The sequence below is a fragment of the Ruegeria sp. Ofav3-42 genome (assembly GCF_022347725.1).
Classification (GTDB): Bacteria; Pseudomonadota; Alphaproteobacteria; order Rhodobacterales; family Rhodobacteraceae; genus Ruegeria.
Genome location: NZ_JAKRGB010000019.1, coordinates 57,419 through 74,595 on the forward strand (window position 1 = coordinate 57,419; position 17,177 = coordinate 74,595).

Genomic DNA, 17,177 nt, shown 5'->3' on the forward strand with positions numbered 1-17,177 from the left:
GGCCCTGCGCCAACCGTGGGCCAAATCGGCGTTAGATTGCAAGCCATTGTGCCCACGTTCACACTATCGGGCGGACTTGTGAAGGACTGCCGAGTTCCTGGCTGCAGTTGATCCATTCAACATCTGCCTATATGCCCGAACAGAAAGGATATGGGCAGGACAACAGGCTGTGACACAGAAACGAACAGGCGTTCGGACCACGGCTTTGATGTTCGGAGCCGTATTCCTTGGCGGAGCGGCAGGGTCGCTGCTGCGTGAGGTGTTCTCGGTCAACATTCCCGGTGCGGATTTTCTGACACAGACATTCGGCATCAACATTGTAGCCTGCTTTATTCTCGGCTGGCTCTACTCGGTTCGCAACCGCGTTCACGCCCATGTCCTACACTTGGGGGCCGTCGGGTTTTGTGGTGGCTTGTCGACCTTTTCGTCATTCGTGGCCGAACTGGAGCGTTTAGCGTTGTCCAATATCTGGGTCGCAGCTTCCGCTGCCGCGCTGGAAATCACTGTCGGATTGGCTGCTGCCATTCTGGGTGAAGCCATCGGGCGTCACATTCATCTGCGAGGGTCCTCGGAATGAGTGAGCTGTACCTGCATGCCATGTTTGGCCTGGGCGGTGGTTTGGGTGCTGTGTTGCGCCACTGGATTGCATTGCGGGTCGTTCATGATCTGCCGTTGTCGACCCTGATCGTGAACGTTCTGGGCAGTCTTCTGCTGGGCCTGTGGATCGGGTACCTCGGCGGAACAGTCGAGATGGGTGAGGAAGAAAAACGGCTGGTTTTTGGGTTTTGCGGCGGGTTCACGACGTTTTCTAGCTTTGCCTATCAATCGCTGGAACTGAGGCGCGAGCGCACGCTTGCGCTAGCCGCAGGCAACATTCTTCTTAGTCTTGTTTTGTGTTGGGCAGCACTGGCTCTGGGGCTATTCCTGCTGCGTTAATGCGCTGGTACAGACGTCTGCGTTCCAGGTTTGGGCGCCTTGCAGAACAACAACAGCGGAATGGTCGCCAGCGCCAGCAGTCCAAGATTATTGAAGACGGTCAAGTACGAGATCAACTCGGCCTGTTGCGAAATCTCCTGTCCCAGAATGGCCGCGCCCTGCGCGCTGTCCGGCGTCAGGTTCAGCGGCGCGAGGTAGGCTTGTGCCGCCGGATTGTAGGGCGTCACGTTTTGGCTGAGAACGGCTGTGTTCGTTTGAAGGCCTCGAACGACCCAAGTGCCCACCAGCGAAATACCAACTGACGAGCCAAGCTGCCGTGTCACGTTGAACAGGCCCGATGCCTCGTCCTGTCGGGATTTGGATATGCTTTCGAAGGCCAGGATGGACATCGGAACAAACACGAGGCCCATGCCCAGCCCACTGACAGCACCCGGCCATGCCAACTCCCAGAAACCTGCGTCCATGTTGAGAGCACCCATCATGAAGTTACTGACAGCGGTCAAAAACATTCCCAAACCGGCCAGCACGCGAGGATCAAATCGGTTTACCAAAACCGCACCAGTCAATACCATCGACAATCCGGCAGCGATCCCACGTGGGATGAACAAATGCCCGGATGTAATAACGGGATAGTCCAGCAGGTTCTGGACGAATGTCGGCAGGATCGCGATCCCTCCGAACAAAGAAATGGCAAATCCTGCAATAACCAGATTGCACAGCGCAAAATTGCGATCCGCGAAAAAGCGCAGATCGACAACCGGCTTTTTTGTGGTCAGCGCATGGGCTACGAACCCCAGCGCGCCCAGAAGCGAGGCGATGACCGCAACCTGAATGATGCGGGATGACAGCCAGTCCTTGGTCTCTCCCTGATCCAAAACGAATTGCAGGCAGCCGATCCCGATGGCCAGAAGGGCCAGACCGGTCCAGTCGATCCGAACCTCTTCAGTCTCGTCATCGGGCAACTCTCCAGCCAGTAAAAGCAAGGCCATTGCGGCCACCGGCAAGTTTACGAAAAACACCATGCGCCACGAGAAGTACTCGGTCAGGATCGCCCCAACCGTAGGTCCCAGCACAGGAGCGACAACGACGCCCAAACCAAAGACAGCCATCGCCTGCCCGCGCTTTTCGCGTGGGAAGGCATCGAACAGAATGGACTGTGACAGCGGGATCAGAAACGCACCGAACATTCCCTGTGCAAGGCGGAAGGCGACGATTGTCTCGAGGCTCCATGACAGGCCACACATGACCGACATCGTGGCGAACCCGGTCACGGCGGTCAGGATCAGGCGTCGCCGTCCGACCCGCCGGGCGACAAAACCGGTCAGCGGCATGACCACAACAGCCGACACAATATAGCTGGTCAATATCCATGTGGCCTGATCGGTTGTCGCGCCAAATGCAGCCTGTATGTGGGGCAACGCAACATTGACGATTGTACTGTCGAGCACCTCGAGTATTGCACTTAAGACCACGGCGACCACAATCACCGGATTGACGTGGCCAGCAGCCGACGACGTCATTTTCCTTCCTGAGATGCTGTTGTGTCCACGGTAACCTTGCTGCTGCCCCCTACACGCAGTGGCGCATCCGTTGGATCAAGTTCAACCCGCACCGGAAAACGGCGCGTGACCTTGACCCAGTTGCCACTGGCATTCTCGGATGGCAGCAATGAGAACGTGTCCCCCGATCCACGCCCGATTGATGCAACCTTGCCTGTCAGGGTCACACCCGGCAGCATGTCGATCTTGACGGTAACCGGCTGACCCGGGCGGATGCGGGGCAAAGATGTTTCCTTGAAATTGGCGTCTACCCACCAATCAGTGGATTCAACAATAGAAAACTGCGGCGCATTGGCCGAAACCGATGACCCCGGCCTTAGGGTCAGATTGGCGATCCAACCATTCGCCGATGCGAATATTTTGGTCCAGTTGAGGTTGGCCTGTGCAATTTCCAACTGAGCCTGCGAGGACAAGATATCATCCTGTTTGGCCGCCAAACCGCTTTGCAAGGCCAGCAGACTGGATTGGCTTGTGGTCAGTCGTGCAGAGGCCTGCGCAAAACTCGAGGTTGTCTGATCCAACGAAGCCTGTGCCAAATCTCCGGTTGAAAAAAGAGCCTTCGCACGTTCCAGATTGCTCTGCGCGGTATCGTATGCCGACTGCGCGCTTTCGACCGAAGCCTGCGCAGCGGCGATCTGCGTCGAGTATGATTGCGCCTGCTGCACGGCGCTGTCCAAATTGGCCTTGGCCTGATCGACCGATGCCTTGAATTGTGTGTCATCGATAGTAAACAGCAGATCCCCGTTTTTGACTGGTTGATCTTCGTCGACAAGCACTTCGGCGACCTGACCAGTGACCTGAGGCGCTACGTAGATGATGTTTGCCCCCACATAGGCATCATCGGTCGAGGGGTAGCGTTCTTGGTGACGCCAAAACAGCAGCAGGCCAACGGCAATTACCCCCAGCATGACAACGACACTGACGACCTTGAGAGATTTCATGTACCTGCCCTTGTTGTTTTGCTCGTCCTGACGTCACATCGGAAATGTGTGCATCCGAACCGCCAGATTGCCCATGATCCACACCGTCCCAAGAATGATGATCAGCAACACCAGCGTAGAGAAGAGGATAAGATCCAGGTCTTCGCGGCTGCTACGACGTCGGTCGATATGCAGGAAATAGACCAGTTGCACGATCAGCTGAGCCAACCCCAGCAGGGCGATAGTCAGGTAAACACCCTTCGTCTCGATACCGTATCGGTAGGCAATCCCGAACACCGCGAAGGTCAACAAAAGCGACCCGCCATAGCCTATTACATAGCGGCGACGCTCGCGGCGGTGCATTTCGCTGCGTTTATCCATAGGTCAGGCCTCCGAAATAGACGATCGTGATGATGCCGATCCAGATCAGGTCGAGAAAGTGCCAGAACAGCGCCAACCGCACCACGCGCGACATCAGCAAATCGGTCAGGCCAAAGACCCGCAGTTGAATACCCAGCACGATCAGCCACAGGCACCCTGCGGCGACATGCAGACCATGCAGCGGCACCAGCCCATAGAACGCGGACAGAAAACCGCTGCGCTGCGGGATGCCCCCCTTTTCGGCCATCGACATGAAGTCGTGAATTTCCAGAACCAGAAAACTGAAACCCAGAACCAGTGTCACACAGAACCAGAATACGATCCGCCACCGAGGGAGATTGTACTTGAGAGCGAGCATCGCCAGACCAACGGTCAGACTGCTGGTCAAAAGGATCAGCGTCTGGGCGAAGATACTCGTGAGGTCGAACAGTTCATGCGGTCCCGGTCCGCCTGCCTGCGCGTCGATCATGGTGATGTAAATCGCGAACATCAGCCCGAAATAGACCAGATCGCTCATCAGGAAGACCCAGAACCCGAAGGTTACAACTTCGCTTGCCTTGTCGGCGCTTGCGTGTCGCCGCCCAAGGTTCAGGCCGGGATAGCTGTGCGTCGGCGCGCGCTTCATGTCGCTGCCTCCAGATCAGGGCGGGCCAATCCGCGGTTTTCCGGGGCAGTTTCGTGATCGCGGTCGACAGGCGTGGATTTGTGAACCAAGTCCAGCCAGGCCTCGTGTCGTTTGCGAACTTCTTCTGCCGGAATGACCCGTTCCGTTTCGGTCTTGAAAGTCCAGGCGATGAAGGACCCAAGCATCATGACGGTCATCAGCGCTGCCAACCACCAGATCCACCAGACCAACGCAAACATCCATATCCCGCTTAGCACGCAGAGGATGAAGCCAATGCCAGTGTTGAGTGGGACCGAGATATCCTCGTAGGCATCTGGCGTGGGATACGCGTTACCGCGTTCTTTCGCGGCCGCGAAGTTATCCCGGTCGGTTACGTGAGGGATAATCGCAAAGTTATAGGGCGGCGGTGGTGCCGGGGTCGACCATTCCAACGTGCGCGCATCCCAAGGGTCGCCCACTGGTACGCGGGTTTTTTCCCGGTCCCTGATACTGACCCAAAGCTGCACGATCACCGACAATAGTGCACACAGGATGACCAGTGCTCCGACAACGGCGACAATCATGTATGGGTGAAAACTGGGGTCCTCCCAGCTAAAGGATCGACGCGGCATTCCCATCAAGCCAACGAAATATAGCGGCAGGAAGGTCAGCATAAAACCGACGGTCCACAACGCAACCGAGACACGGCCCCAAAACTCGCTCAGACGAAATCCGAAGGCCTTGGGAAACCAGTAATTGTACCCGGCCAGCAATCCGAACAGCACGCCCGGCAACAGAACATTGTGGAAATGGGCGACCAGGAACAGAGTGTTGTGGACCTGATAGTCAACCGTAGGGTTAGCGAGTATGACGCCAGACAGCCCTCCGATCACAAACAGCATCAGAAATGCCAGCCCATAAAGCATAGGGACGGAGAACCGGATACGCCCCCGGAACATCGTCGCCATCCAGTCATAGACCTTAACGCCGGTCGGGATGGCGATCAGCATGGTGGCGATGCCAAAAACCGCGTTGATCAGCGCGCTTTGGCCCATTGTGAAGAAGTGGTGCAGCCAGACGGTGAACGACAGAACCGCAATAGACATGGTGGCAATGACCAGCGAGTTGTACCCGTATAGACGTTTCGCCGAGAACGTGGCGAAGACCTCGGAATAGATGCCATAGGCAGGCAGAACCAGCAGATAGACCTCGGGGTGGCCGAACAACCAAAACAGGTTGGCGTAGTTCATCATGTTGCCGCCAAGGTCGTTCGTGAAAAAGTGGAAATCCAGATACCTGTCAGCCGCCAACAGCAGCGCCGCAACCCCCAGAGGCGGCATTGCAAAGACGATCAGGATCGAGCTGCAGATGATCGTCCAGCAATACATCGGCAAACGCATGAATTTCATACCCGGCGCGCGCAGTTTATAGATGGTCACTGCAAAATTGATCCCGGTCAGAGTTGTCCCGATGCCCGAGACGACAATAGCCCAGATCCAGTAGTCTGGCCCAACGCCCGGATTGAACGCGGCGCCCGTATAAGGCGGGTATGCCGTCCAGCCGCCGGTCGAGAATTCGCCCACCACAAGCGACACCATCAGCATCATCCCGGCCGAGACAGTCAGGCCCAAGCTGATCTGGTTCATCACTGGAAAGGCCACGTCCCGCGCACCAATCATCAGCGGGACCAGGAAATTCGCGACACCAAAGACGAAAGGCACGGCGACAAAGAAGATCATGATTGTGCCATGCGTGCTGAACAGTTCGGCGAAGTGTTCAGGTTCCAGGAATCCATCCCCCGGCCCTGCTGCCTGTTGAGCCCGCATGACCACGCCTTCGAGCACTCCTCGCGCCAACATGACGATCGCAAAGACGATGTACATGATGCCGATCTTCTTGTGGTCTGCGCTGGTCAGCCAGTCACGCCACAATGATCCCCAGAGGCGAAACCACGTTAAAAGCCCAACCACGGCCACGACACCCACGATCACTACGCCTGCAGCGGCATTGGCAACGATTTCGTTGGCATTGGGGGTCTGGATCAGCCCCGCAATCGGAAAGGCGTCCCAATTCAGGCGGCCAAAAAAGCCGGACTCACTGGTGGTCATTGTGATGCCTCCTGCCCAAATTCCACCGTCCCCGGCTGTTGATCCACTTGCAACCCCTCACCACCGTGATATCGGTGCACAATGGACTGGAACAAATCAATGTCCCCCAGCGTGAAGTACAGAGCGTTGCCAGGCATTTGCGCTGTACCTAACGCCGTCTGAACCTCATCCCGATCCGAGCGCATAGCCAATATACGGTAGGTTTTTTCGTCCAGTTGAATGCCGTTGGTTCGAACCTTTTCGACCCATGTGCTGAAGTCTTCCGTCGGCATGGCTATGGTCTGAAACTTCTGCTTGGTAAACCCGCGCCCATTGTACTGGGTATTTTCGCCCTGCATCGTCCCCGGCGCATCCGACACGATATGCAGCTGCGTCGTCATCCCCGGCATTGCGTAAATCTGGCCTGCCAGAGCCGGGATCATGAAGGACTGCATCACCGTGTCCGTCGTCAGGGTCATGGCGACCTGCTGTTTTACCGGAATCCCAAATTCTCCAACACTGGCGATGCCAAGGTCCGGGTAGATGAACAGCCACTTCCAGTCCAAGCCAACGACCTGAACATTCAACGCTGGCGTTTCACCAAACCTTGCCGCATAGGGGTCAAGCCTGTGGGTTGCCTTCCACAAATAGAAAGACAGGAGGGCCACAATCACGACGGGCACGCCCCACATGACGAATTCCAGACGCCCGGAAAAATCCCACTTGGGGCGGTAGAGCGCATTGCTGCCTGAGCGCCGCCGATACCGAATTGCGATTAACGGAACCAGTACCAGAACCGGAACAACCGCGATCAGGATCAGGACCGTCGCGCGAAAAAGGTGGAGTTTCTGGACGGCTGCGATGGGGCCCTGAGGATCCATGAAACTGTCACTCGCACCGGCGGTCTGCGCCGTTACGGTGAAAACCGCAGCAGCAATCAGGACTTGCATCCCCTTTGGTGACATTCGGGAAAGAGCCACGCGTGATTGTCCTCCTGAGCCATCCTCTGGGGCCAACTATCGGCAGACACATGAAATTTCTCAAGGATTTTTCCATAATGGCCAAAAATGTGTCGCCCTTCGTAATCAACCGCCGGGATAGGAGCATACAAAATCAAAAGATCGGCGCTGTTGACTTACAACCGAGGTCGGGCGAGACCATGTGTGATGCGTTGGATTGTTTTCATCCTCAGCCTTTGGTGCCTGTCCACAAGCGCAACTGCGCAGGATCGAGCTGCAGTCGAACGGGAGTTTCAGACATGGTTGAACGAAACTGTCTGGCCAATGGCCAAGGCCAAGGGCGTTTCGCGTCGTACGATGCGGCAAGCCTTTGATGGTGTCACCCTAAATTGGAAGCTGCCGGATTTGGTGCCACCGGGCCAACCGATCAAAACACCCAAGCAGCAAAAACAGGCAGAGTTTGGTTCTCCGGGCCGCTATTTTAACGCGGGTTCCGTCCAGGGGGCGACATCCGTTGGCCGGCAGATGGCCCGGCGACATGCCGCGACCCTGTCCCGCGTCGAAGCTGAAACCGGCGTACCTGCGCGTATCATCCTGGCCATCTGGGGCCGCGAAAGCGGTTATGGTCAGGTTCCCATTCGCCACAATACCTTTCGGGTACTGGGCACCAAGGGTTTCATGAGCACCCGCGCCGCGTACTTCACGGAAGAGCTCATCGCGGCCTTAGAAATCGCGGAAGCCGGCAATGCACCGCCCGGAACCATGAAAAGCAGTTGGGCCGGCGCGCTTGGGCAACCACAATTCATGCCGACCAGTTTCCTGGCTTACGCAGCCGACGGGAATGGGGACGGCACGGCCGACATATGGACCTCGGCGGATGATACTATCGCGTCCATCGGGAACTACCTCACCCAACATGGTTGGAAAACCGGACGCGATTGGGGGTTCGAAGTCATGGTCCCTGACACCGTCTCCTGTGCGCTTGAAGGCCGCGATCAAGGCAGGTCCATTCAGGACTGGGCCGCAATGGGGATCACACGCGTATCAGGCAAGGCCTTTCCCCAGCAAGAACAGACGGGTGAAGGGTATTTGATGATGCCCGCCGGGCGAAACGGCCCTGCTTTTATCGTGACGCCCAACTTCTATGTCCTCAAGGAATACAACAAGAGCGATCTGTATGCCCTGTTCGTCGGGCATGTCGGGGACCGTATTCAATTCGGCGTCGGCGATTTTAAAGGGCGCTGGGGTAAAGTCGCTAACCTGTACCGGTCCGACATAGCGGCCATGCAGCGCACGCTTGAGCAACAGGGCCACGATATTGGGGGAGCCGATGGCCTGCCCGGTTTCAAAACCCGCCGATCGATCGGGCGCTGGCAGCAGGCCAGTGGTCGGGCACCGACCTGTTTCCCGGATGCGAGTATGAAAGCCGCGCTGATCCGCTATTGATTCGCCTCGTTCTGGCCATCCACCTGCACCCTGACGCCGCGGCAATCGCCAAACAGAATTCTCTCGCCTTCACGAAAATGTCACGAAGCCATGGCGTTTCAGCATAAAATTTCCAACGCAACCCCGATTTCAATCACAATCCACCTCCGGTTGCCTAATTTTCAGGCAAAGGCTTTAACCTTTTTTGAAATAATGCCACGTTCTGCGTCAGTGAAAGGCGACTTTCGCAAACACGTTCCCGACTGCAAACCGAAAGACTGCGACGCGGTGTTCATTGCGATCTGAAAAAGCAAAATTCGAACCAGTCCCGGTCTCTTTCTGGGTCGGACAAGCATGGTGGCCTGCAGCCATCCTGAAGGGATGCGCGTGGGTTGCCGAAAAAAATGGGAGTAAAACAACATGAACAAGTACATTCGGACCTCTGTGGCGGGGCTGCTGACCTCGACCATGATCGTCGGCGCTGCATTTGCTGCGGGCACGCACCCGAAAACCGGCGAAGCGCTGGCGGATGACCAGACATTTACCTATCGCCTGCTGGACGAAACCACGTCATTTGACCCCCAAGTCGTGGAAGATGTGGACGGTTCAGACATCGTCCGTGATCTTTTCGAAGGTCTGATGAATCAGGACGAAAACGGCAATCTGGTTCCCGGTGTTGCCACCGGCTATACCACCAACGACGACAAAAACGTTTACACCTTTACCCTGCGCGACAACGCAAAATGGTCGAACGGTGATCCGGTGACAGCAGGCGATTTCGTTTACGCCTGGAAACGCGCTGTCGATCCCGCCCTGTCCTCGCCCTATGCGTGGTTCATGGAACTGATGTCGATCGAAAACGCATCCGAGATCATTGCAGGTGACAAGTCGGTTGACGAACTGGGTGTCAATGCCATCGACGACCATACGCTTGAGGTCAAGCTGAGCAAGCCGCTGCCGTATTTCGCACAGATGACCACGCACTCAACCACTTTCCCTGCCCCGCAGAAAGTCATCGAAGAATTTGGCGACGCCTGGACCAAACCTGAAAACATTGTTTCGAACGGTGCATATGTCCTGACCGAGCATCTGCCGCAGGAACGTTCGGTCCGTGAGCGGAACGAGATGTACTGGGACAACGACAACACCATCCTCGAAAAAGTCGTGGCACTGGTTATCAATGATGAAAACGTCGCCCTGACCCGCTATCTGGCTGGCGAACTTGACCGCACTGACGTCCCCGCCGGTCAATTCCCGCGTCTGAAGAAAGAGCACCCGGAAGAAGCAATCAGCTATCCGCGCCTGTGTAACTATTATTACACCTTCAACCTGTCCGATGGTGGCCCCGAGGCCTTTAAAGATCCGAACGTCCGTCAGGCTCTGTCGCTGGCCGTCGACCGAAAGATCATCACCGAAAACATCATGGCAGGCGGTCAGCCTCAGGCATACACGTTTGCTCCGGCAGCGACCGCAGGCTTTGACGTCCCAGACGTTGAAATGGCGTCGATGTCCCAGGCCGAGCGTGACGAACTGGCCAAGGAACTGCTGGCCGAGGCAGGATATGGTCCCGACAATCCGCTGAGCTTTGAAATGGTGTACAACACCTCGGAAGCGCACAAGAAGGTTGCTGTGGCACTAAGCCAGATGTGGAAGCAAAAGCTGGGCGTCAACGCTGAGCTGGCCAACATGGAATGGAAGATCTTCCTGGAAGAGCGCGGCAACCAGAACTTTGATCTGGCCCGTGGCGCATGGTGTGGCGACTACAACGAAGCGTCGACCTTCCTGGACCTGCTGCAGTCCCAGTCCGGCTATAACGATGGCAAGTACAACAACGCCCGCGTGGATGAGCTGCTGGCCGAAGCCAAAACCTCGGACGATCCGGCACCTCTGTACACCGAGGTCGAGCGCATCATTGCGCAGGAAACCCCGGTTATCCCGATCTACCACTATGCCGGTGTCTACATGATCGACAGCGATCTCGGCAACTGGCCGATCAACAATGTTGAGCAGAACTGGTATTCCAGAAACCTCTACAAAACCGCTGAATAATCTTCCTTAGACCACGCATTGCCCCGAAGTCCTCTTCGGGGCAATGCCAATAACTGGGGGCATGAAATGCTTGCCTATATCGTCCGGCGGCTATTAATGGCCGTCCCAACGATCCTGTTGCTGATCGTTGCAAGTTTCTTTTTGATGCACTTCGCGCCAGGTGGACCCTTCACCTCGGAACGGCCATTGCCGCCCGCGGTTCTGGCCAATATCGAGGCGCGGTACGGGCTGGACCAGCCGCTGTGGAAACAGCTTTGGGATTACCTGTACAACATCGTCGTGCATTTTGATTTCGGCCCGTCCTTCAAATTCAAGGACCGGGACGTGAATGACATCATCGCGCAGGGTTTCCCGATCTCGCTGACCTATGGTTCGCTCTCGTTCTTGTTGGCGACATCCGTTGGTGTCGCATTGGGGATTGCCGCTGCGATCAAGCACAACAGCTGGATCGACTATTTCGCCGTCGGCTTGGGCATCGCTGCACAAGCGCTGCCGAACTTCATCATGGGGCCGATCCTGATCCTGACTTTCACCCTGTGGCTGGGATGGCTGCCGGGCGGTGGTTGGAACGGCGGTCAGTGGCAATATCTGATCATGCCCGTCATCGCGTTGGCCACGTCGTATATGGGGTCCATCGCGCGGATCACACGCTCGTCGATGCTGGAAGTTCTGAACTCGAACTTCATTCGCACTGCGCGGGCCAAGGGATTGCCGACAAGAACCGTGATTTGGCGCCACGCGCTGAAACCGACCTTGCTGCCCGTCGTGTCCTATCTGGGTCCGGTCTTTGTCTACGTTCTGACCGGATCGGTCTTTGTCGACATCTATTTCTCGACCGGTGGACTGGGACAGGCCTATGTGGGGTCCGCCCTGTCGCGCGACTATGCCGTGCTGCTGGGGGTCACGATCCTTTATGGCGTTCTGACCGTTCTGGTAAACCTGCTGACCGACCTGGCTTATGCCTGGTTCGATCCGAAAATCCGTTACTGAGGGGCTGGCAATGCTTGGTAAATCACAAAAAGCCGCCCACCTGGCCGAAGACATCACCGATTACACGGTCATTCAGGGGCGTTCACTCTGGCAAGACGCGCGGATGCGTTTTGTTCGCAATAAGGCCGCAATGGCGAGCCTTTTTATCCTTGGGCTTATCGTTCTGTTCACGATCATAGGACCCTACTTCGCTGTCTGGAACAATGAAGAGATCGACTGGAACGTCATGGGCGACGTGCGTGGCATGGGGATGCCGTCCGTCGAAACCGGGCATTTCTTCGGCGTCGATGACCTGGGGCGTGATCTTTACAGCCGCGTTATTCAGGCGACAACGACGTCATTGTTGGTTGGTCTGATCGGCGCTGCGACGGCGCTGATTGTCGGCACATGCTACGGCATCACCGCTGGATACATCGGGGGCCGCACAGACGGTGCCATGATGCGCTTTGTCGATATCCTGTTGGCGATTCCGGCGACACTGGTCATTATCCTGCTGCTTGTTGTGGCAGGCCGGTCGTTCGTAATGCTGTTCATCGCGCTTGGTGCGGTCGGTTGGTTGACAATGGCGCGGATTGTGCGGGGACAGACGCTGACCCTGAAGAACCGCGAATTTATCGAAGCCGCGCGTGCTGCCGGCGTCAGCGAGTTCACGATCATGTATCGCCACATCCTGCCCAACCTGTTGGGAGTGGTGATCGTCTATGCCTCGCTTCTGGTTCCCGAGATGATCCTGACCGAAAGCTTCATCTCGTTCCTCGGCCTTGGGATTTCGGAACCCTACACGTCGTTGGGTCGTCTGATCGCTGAAGGCGCCGGAACAATGGGCTATGGCACCCTTTGGCAGCTGTTGTTCCCGCTCACATTCTACGTCGCAATCATCATAACGATGTTCTTCATCGGCGATGGGCTGCGTGACGCTCTGGACCCGAAGGATCGCTGATATGAGTCTGTTTTCCATTAAGGACCTGAGCGTCCAATTCAACACCCCCGATGGCGTCGTCGAGGCCGTCAAAGGCATCAGTTTCGATATCAATCCGGGCGAATGCTTAGGGATCGTGGGCGAGAGTGGGTCTGGCAAAAGCCAGACCTTCATGGCCGCGATGGGGTTGTTGCCGCCTGCCGGGCGGGCACTTGGCTCAGCCAAGTTGAACGGTCAGGAAATCCTGAACCTGCCGGTCAACAAGCTGAACCAAATTCGCGGCGATGATGTCGGCATGATCTTTCAGGACCCGCTGACCGCCCTGACCCCGCACCTGCGGATCGGTCAACAGATGCGCGAAGTTCTACAAGTTCACGAAGGCCTTCAAGGTTCCGCCGCACGGGCACGTTGTCTGGAATGGTTGGACCGTGTGCGTATCCCCGAGGCCAAACGCCGTCTGGATCAATACCCGCATGAGCTGTCCGGCGGCATGCGCCAGCGGGTCATGATCGCGATGTCGATGCTGTGTAATCCAAAGCTCTTGATCGCAGATGAACCTACAACCGCACTGGATGTGACCGTTCAGGCCGACATTCTGGATCTGATGGTGCGTCTGCAAAAGGATGAAGGCACGGCGATCGCACTCATTACCCACGACATGGGTGTCGTCGCGCGGATGTGCGACCGGGTTCAGGTGATGCGGTTGGGTCAGTTCGTGGAAGCTGGAGAGACGCGCGAGATCTTTCGCGCGCCGAAACACGAATACACACGAACACTTCTGGAAGCGATGCCTCGCATCGACGCCGGCGATGCACCCAAGGCACTGGACAAGGTCGACGAGCCTCTGCTGAAAGTCGATGACGTCAAGGTGCATTTCCCGATCCACGTCTCAGGCGGGTTATTCGGGCACAAAGTGCCGCTGAAGGCCGTTGATGGCGTCAGCTTTGACATCCGAAAAGGTGAAACGCTGGGCGTTGTGGGCGAGTCGGGCTGCGGAAAGTCAACTCTGGCACGGGCCGTACTGCAGTTGATCGAACCCAGCGCGGGTAACGTCAGCTGGCTGGGCCATCCCATTGTTGGGTTGAAACGGCGCGAACTGAACAAATACCGCAAGGATTTGCAGATCGTCTTCCAGGACCCTCTGGCAAGCCTCGATCCGCGAATGACCATCTCGGCCTCGATCGCTGAACCGCTGAAAACTTACCGGCCCGACCTGACCGAGCGCGAGCGCAAGAAGATGGTCGCGGAAATGATGGAGCGGGTCGGCCTGAAGGCGAACATGATCAACCGTTACCCGCATGAACTGTCCGGTGGTCAGAACCAGCGTGTCGGCATCGCCCGCGCCATGATCAACAAACCCAAGCTGATCATCTGCGACGAAGCGGTTTCTGCATTGGACGTCTCAATTCAGGCGCAGATTGTGGAATTGCTGCGAGAATTGCAAAAGGAGTTCGGCCTGTCGATGATCTTCATCAGCCACGACCTTTCTGTCGTGCGGGCGGTTTCGAACCGGATTATGGTTCTGTATCTGGGCCGGATCGTAGAGTTGGGGGATGGCGAAGTGATCTGTTCTGATCCGATCCACCCCTATACCAAATCTCTGATCTCGGCCGTCCCAATTCCGGATCCGGACGTGGAACGCAGCAGAACTCGCCTGAAGTTGCCCGGTGAGCTACCCTCGCCTATGGATCCCAAGGCCGCACTGCGCTTTCTTCCAAGCCGACTTTCAGCCGGAGACACAAACTATGTGCCGCAGCTGAGCGAAGTGAAGCCTGATCATTTTGTAGCCGAACATGACTCGCTGGAGTCCATCATGGCTAAGGCGTAACACCTACCCTGCCCCGAAGCGACATTTTGCCTTCGGGGCAGATTTTTAATGGCGGACTTAATCCGCCATTAAGATTTCCCAAAATCACTAATTCGACGAAAATTGACCATATTGTTGACCTACTCCGCCGCCTCTCTGCCGACGCCTTGGTCAGCTAAAACGGATAATTTTGACTTCCATAGTCAACGGTGGCACGATTTCTCCTGATTGATTGAAGTTAGCCTGTATGCGTTGAATGTTCCGGCGGCGCACCCTATTAGGTAGCCTTGAAAGCACAATTTCATTCGGACAGTAATTTACACTGAGAGGCAGCATGGCACGTAAGGTCACAAAGGCGATTTTTCCGGTAGCAGGTCTGGGCACCCGTTTTCTACCCGCGACAAAATCGGTGCCTAAGGAAATCATGACCCTGGTTGACCGCCCTCTGGTTCAGTATGCCATCGACGAAGCGCGCGCTGCCGGGATCACAGAGTTTATTTTCGTGACATCGCGCGGGAAATCGGCGTTGGAGGACTATTTCGATTGCAACCAAATCCTTGAGCAAACGCTTGAGGAAAAAGGCAAAGACGACCTGTTGGAAACGCTGAAAGCAACCAACATGGAAAGCGGCGCAATCGCCTACATACGCCAGCACAAAGCGTTGGGTCTGGGCCACGCAGTCTGGTGCGCACGTCGATTGATCGGGGACGAGCCCTTTGCCGTCATGCTCCCGGACGACGTTATCGCGGCGGATAAGCCCTGCCTGCAACAGATGATCGAAGCCTATGAAGAAACTGGTGGAAACATGGTCGCCACCATGGAGGTTCCTCCCGAAAAAACCAGTTCGTACGGTGTGTTGGATGTAGGCGAAAACATCGGTCAGGTCGTACGTGCCCGCGGCATGGTCGAAAAACCCAGCCCCGAAACGGCCCCTTCCAATCTGGCGGTGATCGGTCGTTACGTTCTTCGCCCGTCGGTTCTGTACAACCTTAATCAGAACAAGCAAGGCAGCGGTGGCGAGATTCAGTTGACCGATGCGATCGCCGAGGACATCAGAAACGGCGTACCGGTCTTTGGCTACAAGTTCGACGGACAGAGGTTTGACTGTGGCTCCAAGTCGGGATTCCTGCAGGCTACTGTCGCCTTTGCGCTGGCACGTGATGACCTGCGCGACGACTTGCGGCAATATTTGCATGACGCCGTGGTTACGGGTCAGGCCGCACAGTAACAGGCTTTACTAACCCTCACGGGCACAACTGGACGGGGCAAGTTGCATGAGATTCAGCTTGCCTTTCTTGCTTGCGCGCCTGTTTTGCGTTCCGCCAAATGTAAGAGATTAGCAATCTGTTGCTGGGGCGTTCGGCTCGGTCAGTCGGAATTCATGTGTGTCACGGCAGTGTTGCGCACAATGCAATTGTCGCACTGACAGCCAACGGAGGATGCCCCTTGTCCCAGAATTCACCCAGATTGAATCTGCCTTTCCTTCAACCCTCGCAGGCGCAAAAACACGTCACACATAACGAAGCCCTGCGTCGTCTGGATCTGGTGGTCCAACTGAATCTTGTGGCAACCGACGTTGCGACTCCACCTGCGGCACCCGCTCAGGGGGAAATTCATGCCATTGGACAATCCCCCACCGGCGATTGGTCCGGGCAGGCTGGAAAACTAGCGGCCTGGCTGGACAACACCTGGCACTTTTTGGCTCCGGATTTGGGTTGGCGCGCTTGGGATCAAGCCACCGAACGCTTGAAAGTATGGGACGGAACGACGTGGATCGACCCACCGGTTTCTACGCAGAACTTGCCCGGTGTTGGTATCGCCACCGGGTACGACAGTACCAATCGCCTGTCGGTCCGATCCCCGGCAACACTGTTGAGTCACGATGGCGGCGGGCATCAACTGAAGATTAACAAGGCCGACGCCGGTGACACCGCATCCCTGTTGTTTCAATCCAACTGGACTGGCCACGCCGAAATGGGTTTGTCCGGCACCACCGGGTTTTCGATCAAGGTCTCTCCGGATGGAAACAACTGGTCAGACGCGCTGAGTCTTGATCCCGCGACCGGAATAGCCAGCGGCTCGGCCGTTCAAAACAACGCGAATGACACTACCGCCGGGCGGCTGATGCGGGCCGATTACGGCTATGGTCCGGGCAATCTTGTGGGTACGGTCGCGCAGTCTGGCGGAAATCCGACCGGCGCGGTTATCGAACGCGGAAGCACATCAGACGGTGAATTCGTCCGCTTTGCCGATGGAACACAGATTTGTACAGCAACGCCTGACCCCACAGATTGCACGAATGCCGAGGGCGCCATGTTTGCCAGCGCGCCCGAAGTATGGACGTTCCCGGCTGCGTTTGCGGCGGGTACCACCCCGGCACTCAGCGGTAGCGGCGGCGCAGCAAGCAGGTATGTTGGGTTCGACACGCCGTCTGAAACCCAGGTTGCGTTCAAGGTGCTTTCTTCAACGTCTGATCCCGCGACATTTTCGCCAACATGCATCGCCATAGGTCGCTGGTTCTGATCCGCCTGACCGCCCGGA

At 56.6% G+C, this 17,177-nt stretch carries 15 protein-coding genes; 9 read left to right on the forward strand and 6 right to left on the reverse strand.

Going from position 1 to position 17,177, the window contains the following annotated elements; all coding sequences use genetic code 11:
* Positions 1-169 precede the first annotated feature (169 nt).
* The gene (locus MHN28_RS21375; RefSeq protein ID WP_239344658.1) at positions 170-577 is read left to right on the forward strand and encodes a CrcB family protein; all 408 of its coding nucleotides are present in this window, start codon (positions 170-172) and stop codon (positions 575-577) included.
* Positions 574-936: a CrcB family protein gene (locus tag MHN28_RS21380; protein ID WP_239344660.1), complete on the forward strand. Its 363-nt coding sequence runs from the start codon at positions 574-576 to the stop codon at positions 934-936. Before MHN28_RS21375 ends, MHN28_RS21380 begins: the two co-directional genes overlap by 4 nt.
* Here the strand turns inward: MHN28_RS21380 and MHN28_RS21385 are convergent.
* The 6 genes from MHN28_RS21385 to MHN28_RS21410 are packed head-to-tail and all read right to left on the reverse strand — an operon-like array spanning position 933 to position 7,467.
* On the reverse strand, positions 933-2,456 hold the full coding sequence (locus MHN28_RS21385) for a DHA2 family efflux MFS transporter permease subunit (protein WP_239344662.1): 1,524 nt from the start codon (positions 2,454-2,456) through the stop codon (positions 933-935). The genes MHN28_RS21380 and MHN28_RS21385 overlap by 4 nt on opposite strands.
* Positions 2,453-3,436: an HlyD family secretion protein gene (locus MHN28_RS21390; protein WP_239344664.1), complete on the reverse strand. Its 984-nt coding sequence runs from the start codon at positions 3,434-3,436 to the stop codon at positions 2,453-2,455. The genes MHN28_RS21385 and MHN28_RS21390 overlap by 4 nt, the downstream gene beginning before the upstream one ends.
* Positions 3,437-3,469: 33 nt before the next feature.
* Complete coding sequence (locus tag MHN28_RS21395) at positions 3,470-3,796, reverse strand: cytochrome o ubiquinol/quinol oxidase subunit IV (RefSeq protein WP_239344666.1); 327 nt, start codon at positions 3,794-3,796, stop codon at positions 3,470-3,472.
* Positions 3,789-4,421, reverse strand: coding sequence for a cytochrome c oxidase subunit 3 (locus MHN28_RS21400; RefSeq protein WP_239344668.1), 633 nt, complete (start codon positions 4,419-4,421; stop codon positions 3,789-3,791). Before MHN28_RS21400 ends, MHN28_RS21395 begins: the two co-directional genes overlap by 8 nt.
* Positions 4,418-6,508, reverse strand: a complete 2,091-nt coding sequence (locus MHN28_RS21405) for a cbb3-type cytochrome c oxidase subunit I (protein WP_239344670.1) — start codon at positions 6,506-6,508, stop codon at positions 4,418-4,420. The genes MHN28_RS21400 and MHN28_RS21405 overlap by 4 nt, the downstream gene beginning before the upstream one ends.
* A complete protein-coding gene (locus tag MHN28_RS21410) occupies positions 6,505-7,467 on the reverse strand; it encodes a cytochrome ubiquinol oxidase subunit II (RefSeq protein WP_239344672.1) in 963 nt (320 codons plus the stop codon). Before MHN28_RS21410 ends, MHN28_RS21405 begins: the two co-directional genes overlap by 4 nt.
* Before the next feature lie 186 nt (positions 7,468-7,653).
* Here MHN28_RS21410 and MHN28_RS21415 point away from each other — a divergent pair, with 186 nt between their 5' ends.
* The 7 genes from MHN28_RS21415 to MHN28_RS21445 all read left to right on the forward strand — a co-directional run bounded on the left by MHN28_RS21415 (position 7,654) and on the right by MHN28_RS21445 (position 17,159).
* Positions 7,654-8,892, forward strand: coding sequence for a lytic murein transglycosylase (locus MHN28_RS21415; protein WP_239344674.1), 1,239 nt, complete (start codon positions 7,654-7,656; stop codon positions 8,890-8,892).
* Positions 8,893-9,291: 399 nt separating this feature from the next.
* Positions 9,292-10,920, forward strand: coding sequence for a peptide ABC transporter substrate-binding protein (locus tag MHN28_RS21420; protein WP_239344676.1), 1,629 nt, complete (start codon positions 9,292-9,294; stop codon positions 10,918-10,920).
* A 66-nt stretch (positions 10,921-10,986) separates the two neighbouring features.
* A complete protein-coding gene (oppB, locus tag MHN28_RS21425) occupies positions 10,987-11,910 on the forward strand; it encodes an oligopeptide ABC transporter permease OppB (protein WP_239344678.1) in 924 nt (307 codons plus the stop codon).
* Between the two features lie 10 nt (positions 11,911-11,920).
* A complete protein-coding gene (locus tag MHN28_RS21430) occupies positions 11,921-12,850 on the forward strand; it encodes an ABC transporter permease subunit (protein WP_239344680.1) in 930 nt (309 codons plus the stop codon).
* Between the two features lies 1 nt (position 12,851).
* Positions 12,852-14,657, forward strand: coding sequence for an ABC transporter ATP-binding protein (locus MHN28_RS21435; RefSeq protein WP_239344682.1), 1,806 nt, complete (start codon positions 12,852-12,854; stop codon positions 14,655-14,657).
* 313 nt (positions 14,658-14,970) lie between these two features.
* Positions 14,971-15,864, forward strand: coding sequence for a UTP--glucose-1-phosphate uridylyltransferase GalU (galU, locus tag MHN28_RS21440; RefSeq protein ID WP_239344684.1), 894 nt, complete (start codon positions 14,971-14,973; stop codon positions 15,862-15,864).
* Positions 15,865-16,082: 218 nt separating this feature from the next.
* Positions 16,083-17,159 carry a DUF2793 domain-containing protein gene (locus MHN28_RS21445; RefSeq protein ID WP_239344686.1) on the forward strand — a complete coding sequence of 359 codons (1,077 nt, stop codon included), beginning with the start codon at positions 16,083-16,085 and terminating at the stop codon, positions 17,157-17,159.
* Positions 17,160-17,177: the final 18 nt, after the last annotated feature.

What these genes read in the sequence shown, in the direction of transcription:
- oppB (WP_239344678.1), top strand. Translation starts at nt 10,987, where the DNA reads ATGCTTGCCTATATCGTCCGGCGGCTATTAATGGCCGTCCCAACGATC.
- MHN28_RS21435 (WP_239344682.1), top strand. Translation starts at nt 12,852, where the DNA reads ATGAGTCTGTTTTCCATTAAGGACCTGAGCGTCCAATTCAACACCCCC.
- MHN28_RS21405 (WP_239344670.1), bottom strand. Translation starts at nt 6,508, where the DNA reads ATGACCACCAGTGAGTCCGGCTTTTTTGGCCGCCTGAATTGGGACGCC.
- MHN28_RS21415 (WP_239344674.1), top strand. Translation starts at nt 7,654, where the DNA reads ATGCGTTGGATTGTTTTCATCCTCAGCCTTTGGTGCCTGTCCACAAGC.
- MHN28_RS21390 (WP_239344664.1), bottom strand. Translation starts at nt 3,436, where the DNA reads ATGAAATCTCTCAAGGTCGTCAGTGTCGTTGTCATGCTGGGGGTAATT.
- MHN28_RS21430 (WP_239344680.1), top strand. Translation starts at nt 11,921, where the DNA reads ATGCTTGGTAAATCACAAAAAGCCGCCCACCTGGCCGAAGACATCACC.
- galU (WP_239344684.1), top strand. Translation starts at nt 14,971, where the DNA reads ATGGCACGTAAGGTCACAAAGGCGATTTTTCCGGTAGCAGGTCTGGGC.
- MHN28_RS21385 (WP_239344662.1), bottom strand. Translation starts at nt 2,456, where the DNA reads ATGACGTCGTCGGCTGCTGGCCACGTCAATCCGGTGATTGTGGTCGCC.
- MHN28_RS21400 (WP_239344668.1), bottom strand. Translation starts at nt 4,421, where the DNA reads ATGAAGCGCGCGCCGACGCACAGCTATCCCGGCCTGAACCTTGGGCGG.
- MHN28_RS21395 (WP_239344666.1), bottom strand. Translation starts at nt 3,796, where the DNA reads ATGGATAAACGCAGCGAAATGCACCGCCGCGAGCGTCGCCGCTATGTA.
- MHN28_RS21380 (WP_239344660.1), top strand. Translation starts at nt 574, where the DNA reads ATGAGTGAGCTGTACCTGCATGCCATGTTTGGCCTGGGCGGTGGTTTG.
- MHN28_RS21420 (WP_239344676.1), top strand. Translation starts at nt 9,292, where the DNA reads ATGAACAAGTACATTCGGACCTCTGTGGCGGGGCTGCTGACCTCGACC.